Source organism: Desulfofundulus sp. (assembly GCF_049701015.1).
GTDB lineage: Bacteria > Bacillota > Desulfotomaculia > Desulfotomaculales > Desulfovirgulaceae > Desulfofundulus.
The window spans coordinates 1,006-5,765 of sequence record NZ_JBNATZ010000160.1; the positions used below are offsets into that span (position 1 = coordinate 1,006).

9 protein-coding genes and 1 pseudogene are annotated in these 4,760 nt (G+C 51.8%); 8 read left to right on the forward strand and 2 right to left on the reverse strand.

The window, feature by feature from the left end; genetic code table 11:
- Positions 1–93 precede the first annotated feature (93 nt).
- Both ACPLUI_RS10065 and ACPLUI_RS10070 read right to left on the reverse strand, forming a co-directional pair.
- Complete coding sequence (locus ACPLUI_RS10065; protein WP_424660131.1) at positions 94–234, reverse strand: hypothetical protein; 141 nt, start codon at positions 232–234, stop codon at positions 94–96.
- A gap of 353 nt (positions 235–587) precedes the next feature.
- The gene (locus tag ACPLUI_RS10070; protein WP_424660132.1) at positions 588–827 is read right to left on the reverse strand and encodes a hypothetical protein; all 240 of its coding nucleotides are present in this window, start codon (positions 825–827) and stop codon (positions 588–590) included.
- Positions 828–850: 23 nt separating this feature from the next.
- On the opposite strand from ACPLUI_RS10070, the gene ACPLUI_RS10075 reads away from it, so the two are divergent.
- The 8 genes and pseudogenes from ACPLUI_RS10075 to ACPLUI_RS10110 all read left to right on the forward strand — a co-directional run.
- The gene (locus ACPLUI_RS10075; protein ID WP_424660133.1) at positions 851–1,186 is read left to right on the forward strand and encodes a hypothetical protein; all 336 of its coding nucleotides are present in this window, start codon (positions 851–853) and stop codon (positions 1,184–1,186) included.
- On the forward strand, positions 1,187–1,534 hold the full coding sequence (locus ACPLUI_RS10080; protein WP_424660134.1) for a hypothetical protein: 348 nt from the start codon (positions 1,187–1,189) through the stop codon (positions 1,532–1,534).
- Between the two features lie 125 nt (positions 1,535–1,659).
- Positions 1,660–2,001, forward strand: a complete 342-nt coding sequence (locus ACPLUI_RS10085; protein WP_424660135.1) for a carboxymuconolactone decarboxylase family protein — start codon at positions 1,660–1,662, stop codon at positions 1,999–2,001.
- A 50-nt stretch (positions 2,002–2,051) separates the two neighbouring features.
- Positions 2,052–2,417, forward strand: a complete 366-nt coding sequence (locus tag ACPLUI_RS10090) for a hypothetical protein (RefSeq protein WP_424660136.1) — start codon at positions 2,052–2,054, stop codon at positions 2,415–2,417.
- A gap of 49 nt (positions 2,418–2,466) precedes the next feature.
- The gene (locus ACPLUI_RS10095; RefSeq protein ID WP_424660137.1) at positions 2,467–3,057 is read left to right on the forward strand and encodes a flavin reductase family protein; all 591 of its coding nucleotides are present in this window, start codon (positions 2,467–2,469) and stop codon (positions 3,055–3,057) included.
- Positions 3,054–3,479, forward strand: coding sequence for a tRNA (N6-threonylcarbamoyladenosine(37)-N6)-methyltransferase TrmO (gene tsaA, locus ACPLUI_RS10100; protein ID WP_424660138.1), 426 nt, complete (start codon positions 3,054–3,056; stop codon positions 3,477–3,479). The genes ACPLUI_RS10095 and tsaA overlap by 4 nt, the downstream gene beginning before the upstream one ends.
- A 172-nt stretch (positions 3,480–3,651) precedes the next feature.
- The gene (locus ACPLUI_RS10105; protein WP_424660139.1) at positions 3,652–4,425 is read left to right on the forward strand and encodes a nitrogenase reductase; all 774 of its coding nucleotides are present in this window, start codon (positions 3,652–3,654) and stop codon (positions 4,423–4,425) included.
- Positions 4,426–4,457: 32 nt separating this feature from the next.
- Positions 4,458–4,760: pseudogene (locus ACPLUI_RS10110) on the forward strand (iron ABC transporter substrate-binding protein); the annotation flags it as partial.

Below are 4,760 nucleotides of genomic sequence, written 5' to 3' on the forward strand. Positions count from 1 at the left end.
ACCTTCTCAGGTTCAGCCGGCCATGGGCGGAGGAAAAACCGGTGCTCCGGCAGGGGCCTGCGTTTGCCCTCAATGCGGTGCCCAGGTACCTCATCAGCCGGGGGTTCCCTGTGCCAGTTTAACCTGCCCGAGCTGCGGATCGTCAATGATTAGAGGACAGTAAATTATGATCTTCGGCAGGAGTTGCCTGAAGAACAGGGGGGTGCGCTGCAGCGCTCTGTTCGCCCACAGCATGTTGTCCCTGCTGGCCGGGATGATCCTTTCATTACATAGGGGGCGGGGAAAAGCCGCGTAAGGCTGTTGCTTTGGCAGTTCGGGCAGCTTTCGGGGTAACCGCTGCTCCGGAAAGGTTGACTTCCCAGATGTGGCCGCAGTCCTGGCACTTAAAGTCGTAAACAGGCATTTTCAACCACCTTGCTTGTTAAAATGAACATATGTTATAAAAAATATAATCCGCAGGACTACGGAAGTCAAGTAAAAAATGGCGGCTTACCCTGCCAGGTGTTTCAGGGGATCCTGCAATTAGCGCCGAAAATTAAAAAGTTTTGCATTAAAGTTTTTTGGGGCAAATGTACGTGCATGAAAAATTAAGCTGTTAAAAATTTTTGTTGCAGGATTTTCTTTTCGTATGTAAAATTATTGACATGAAACAAGAAATAGGGCGATAAAATTTGGGTCAGGGAGGCCCTTTTGCCGGCCTGAAGGCTGGGCAGAGGGTCTTTTGTATTTTTTGAAAAATACAGGATAGGAGGGGTTTTTCGATGCCCAAAATCATGATCTGCGGCCGGGGCGGCAGCGGCAAGAGCACGCTGGTTACCTTGCTGCAAGAGCGCTTGCTGAACGGGGGAAGGTGCTGGTGGTGGATACCGACGAATCGAACCTGGGCCTGCATAAAATGCTGGGCCTTACCAGTCCGGCGACAACTTTAATGGGTTGCCTGGGCGGTAAACCGGCGGTGCGCGAGAAGTTGCTGACCTCCCTTCAGAAAAAGGGTGACGAAAACACGGGTTTCTTCGCGGATGGTTTAAACCTGGCCAGTTTGCCCCCGGAATGTACTGGTGGGGAGTGGCCGTTGCGTTTCCTGCGTATTGGTAAAATTGAGCGCAGCATGGAAGGTTGCGCATGTCCCATGGGGGCGGTGGCCCGCTCGTTTTTAAAGCAGTTGCGGGTTGATCAGGACGAGTGAGTGCTTGTGGATACCGAAGCCGGGGTGGAGCACTTCGGCCGGGGAGTTGTAGAGGGTGTGGACCTGGTGGTGATGGTGGTTGATCCTTCGCACGAGGCGGTCCTGCTGGCAGAACGGGCAAAAGCTCTGGCAGCGCAATTAAGCAAAGATTTAATAGCTATTTTAAATAAGGTGGATGCCGCGACGGAACCTTTTCTCCGCCGTGAGCTGTCTGAGAGAGGTATTCCGGTACTGGGCGCATTTGGCTTTTCGCCCGAAATCATGGAAGCCAACCTGACGGGCAATCCGCTGCCGGCAGGAAACTGCCAGGAACAGGTAGATGAATTGTTGGCTTCACTCTCATTTTAACTTAATCGATTTGTGCGAAGCCGTGTAGCCTGTGGCGGTAGTATTTCAGAGGCTGAGTAATCCAGGCCTGTATCCCCTGCGCTTGATAGATAGTGTTTACAAGAGTATTTACGGAGGTGGTTAGAATGGAAGCACAAAAGAATAATGAAGGCTTAAACACCTATCTGGAAAAGCTGGCTCAAGAGTTGCCGGAGGTAATGAAGAATTTTCACCAGCTGCACGAAGCGGTTATTGCCGACGTTGCCCTTTCGGCAAAGCAAAAGGAATTGATCGCGGTGGGCATCTCCGTGGCCATAAGGTGTTCTTACTGCATTGCCAATCATGTAACCAGAGCCCTGCAAATGGGCGCCAGCAGAAAAGAGATTTTAGAGGCTATTTCCGTAGCCGTAATGATGGGCGGCGGACCTGCCGTTGCTTATGCTACAGAAGCCATGAGGGTGCTGGATGCCTTGACGGCGGAGGGATAAGGGAAAAACAAGGGAATTGCACAGTTAAAACAAGGAGGGGTTAAGTCATCATGCAGTGCGAGCGTTGCCAGACGCTTCTCGAAGAAGGGGAGAGCTACGATTTCCACGGACAGATTTTGTGCGAAGATTGTTATATATATCTAATCAACCCGCCCAAGGCATGTGATCCTGCAGCAGTGGCAGGAGCTGTGGCGACGCGGAAACAGTTGGGTCAGTCGGGTACCGCGGGCTTGACGGAACTGCAAAAACATATCTACCGCGCAATAGAGGAGAGAGGAAAAATTACCAGGGAAGAATTGTTGACCATGGTTAAGGTAAAACCCCACGAATTGGAACGGCAAATTGCTGTCCTCCGGCACTGCGAGCTGATCCGTGCTTTTAAGGAAGGAGACAAGGTTTATTTGACCAAATGGTGACTACTGATCCTTGAAATTTTAAACATACATGATAAGGAGGCGGGAAGGGATGATTCTGGCGCCGCGCAAGAGGGAACAGGTAATGCCGTTGCCAGTGGTGCTGATTTCTACAGTGGGAAAAGATGGGGTGCGTAATATTGCTCCCTGGTCCAATATTACCCCGATTTTAAGGCCCTTTGATGACATAATTCTGGCTTCCTGGATTAAGCGGGATACTTTAAATAATATCCGGGAAACAGGGGAATTTGTGGTTAATGTGCCGCCTGTCGATCTGGTTGAGGCAGTAATGGTTTGTTCGAGAAATTATCCTCCGGAAGTGGACGAGTTCGAAGAGTCCGGCTTAAAACCCCGTCCTTCTCAAAAAGTTAAGGTGCCCGGAATTGAAGGTTGCCTGGCGTGGGTGGAGTGCGTTTTAGTAGAGGAAATCAGGAGGAAGAACTATGCGCTGATTATCGGCAAAGTGGTGCATCTGGAGGTAGATGATCGCTTTTTCAATGAAGCTGGTGAGATGGACTACGAGCGTGCCAAACCGTTATCCGTCGTTCTAGGCGAAAAGGGGATGTGGTTTACCAGGCCGGTTTTTGCAGGCAGGTATGCTGATTACGCGGAAATGTTTTTGAGTAGAGGTGAGCGTTTTTGAAGTTAATTCCTATTGGAGTAATCCACAGTCCTTACCGGGTCCCCGGCGAGGCACCGCACCAGGGGCGTTTTTCCGACCGGACGGCGGAGCTGGAGATATATCCCCAGTTCATGGAAGGTCTGAAAGATGTGGAGCAGGCAACTCACCTGATTGTGCTTTACTGGTGCCACCTGGCGCGCCGGGATACGCTGCAGACAAGAACGCCCTTTGGCCCGGAAATACGCGGTGTTTTTGCCTGCCGTTCACCGTCGCGGCCCAACCCCATTGCCTTCTGTGTGGCGGAGTTGCTGGAGGTGAAGGATAACCGCCTGCTGGTACGTGGGGTCGATGCACTGGACGGCAGCCCGCTTATAGACATAAAACCGTATTCATCTGATGTGGACAGCGTTCCCGGTGCACGCATCGGCTGGTTTAAAAAGTAAAGATTAATTAAATATGTTGCAGGATTTTCTTTTCACATGTAAAATATTATTGATGTAAACTAAAAGTTAAGAACGATCGAATTCTGGGGTTACGAAGACCCTTTTGCCGGCCTGAAGGCTGGTATTGGGGTCTTTTGCTTTTTTCAGGAAAAACAAAAAGGGGGTTCTTGGCATGCCAAAAATCATGATCTGCGGCCGGGGCGGCAGCGGTAAGAGTACGCTGGCAACCCTGCTGGCAAAAGTGCTCGCTGAACGGGGGAAGGTGCTGGTGGTGGATACTGACGAGTCAAACCTGGGTCTGCCTGAAATGCTGGGCCTTACCAGTCCGGCGACAACTTTAATGGGCTGTCTGGGCGGTAAACCTGCGGTACGCGACAAGTTGCTCGCCTCCATTCAGAAAAAGGGTGACGAAAACACGGGCTTTTTCGCGGGCGATTTGAACCTGGCCAGCCTGCCCGCCGAATGTACTGGCGGGGAGTGGCCGCTGCGTTTCCTGCGCATTGGTAAAATTGAGCGCAGCCTGGAAGGTTGTGCATGTCCGATGGGTGCCGTAGCACGTTCGTTTTTAAAACAGTTGCAGGTTGGTAAAAACGAGTGGGTGCTTGTAGATACCGAAGCGGGGGTGGAGCATTTCGGCCGGGGAGTAGTAGAGGGCGTGGACCTGGTGCTGATGGTTGTTGATCCTTCGCACGAAGCGGTCCTGCTGGCAGAACGGGCCAAAGCCTTGGCAGCGCAATTAAGCAAAGATTTTATAGCTGTTTTAAATAAGGTCGATGCCGCGACGGAACCTTTTCTCCGCCGTGAGCTGTCTGAGAGAGGTATTCCGGTACTGGGCGCATTTGGCTTTTCGCCCGAAATCATGGAAGCCAATCTAACAGGCAGTCCGCTACCGGAAGGGAGATGCCGGGAACAGGTAAATCAATTGCTGGCTTCACTCTCGTTTTAAACTGTAAAATCCATTAACAGGGGGTAGGAGAAATGCGGACAAAAGCGCTGAAGGCGGGGTTCCTGTTCATTATCCTGCTGGTTACACTGGTTGTCCTGGGTGGGTGTGGTGCCAAAACAACCGGACAGGATAAGGTTGCACCGCAGAAAACCGTTGTCACCGACCTGGCCGGCCGGCAGGTGGAAGTTCCCGTTCCGGCCAGGAAGGTTGTGGCCATCGGCCCCGGCGCGTTGCGGCTGGTCTGCTACGTCAACGGAGCGGACAAGGTAGTGGGTGTAGAAAACCTGGAAAAACGGCAGCCCACCGGCCGGCCGTATATTTTAGCCCATCCCGAA

Bases quoted from the DNA above. Each gene is read 5' to 3' on its own strand.
- ACPLUI_RS10065 (WP_424660131.1), bottom strand. From the start codon at position 234: ATGCTGTGGGCGAACAGAGCGCTGCAGCGCACCCCCCTGTTCTTCAGG.
- ACPLUI_RS10085 (WP_424660135.1), top strand. From the start codon at position 1,660: ATGGAAGCACAAAAGAATAATGAAGGCTTAAACACCTATCTGGAAAAG.
- ACPLUI_RS10090 (WP_424660136.1), top strand. From the start codon at position 2,052: ATGCAGTGCGAGCGTTGCCAGACGCTTCTCGAAGAAGGGGAGAGCTAC.
- ACPLUI_RS10095 (WP_424660137.1), top strand. From the start codon at position 2,467: ATGATTCTGGCGCCGCGCAAGAGGGAACAGGTAATGCCGTTGCCAGTG.
- ACPLUI_RS10105 (WP_424660139.1), top strand. From the start codon at position 3,652: ATGCCAAAAATCATGATCTGCGGCCGGGGCGGCAGCGGTAAGAGTACG.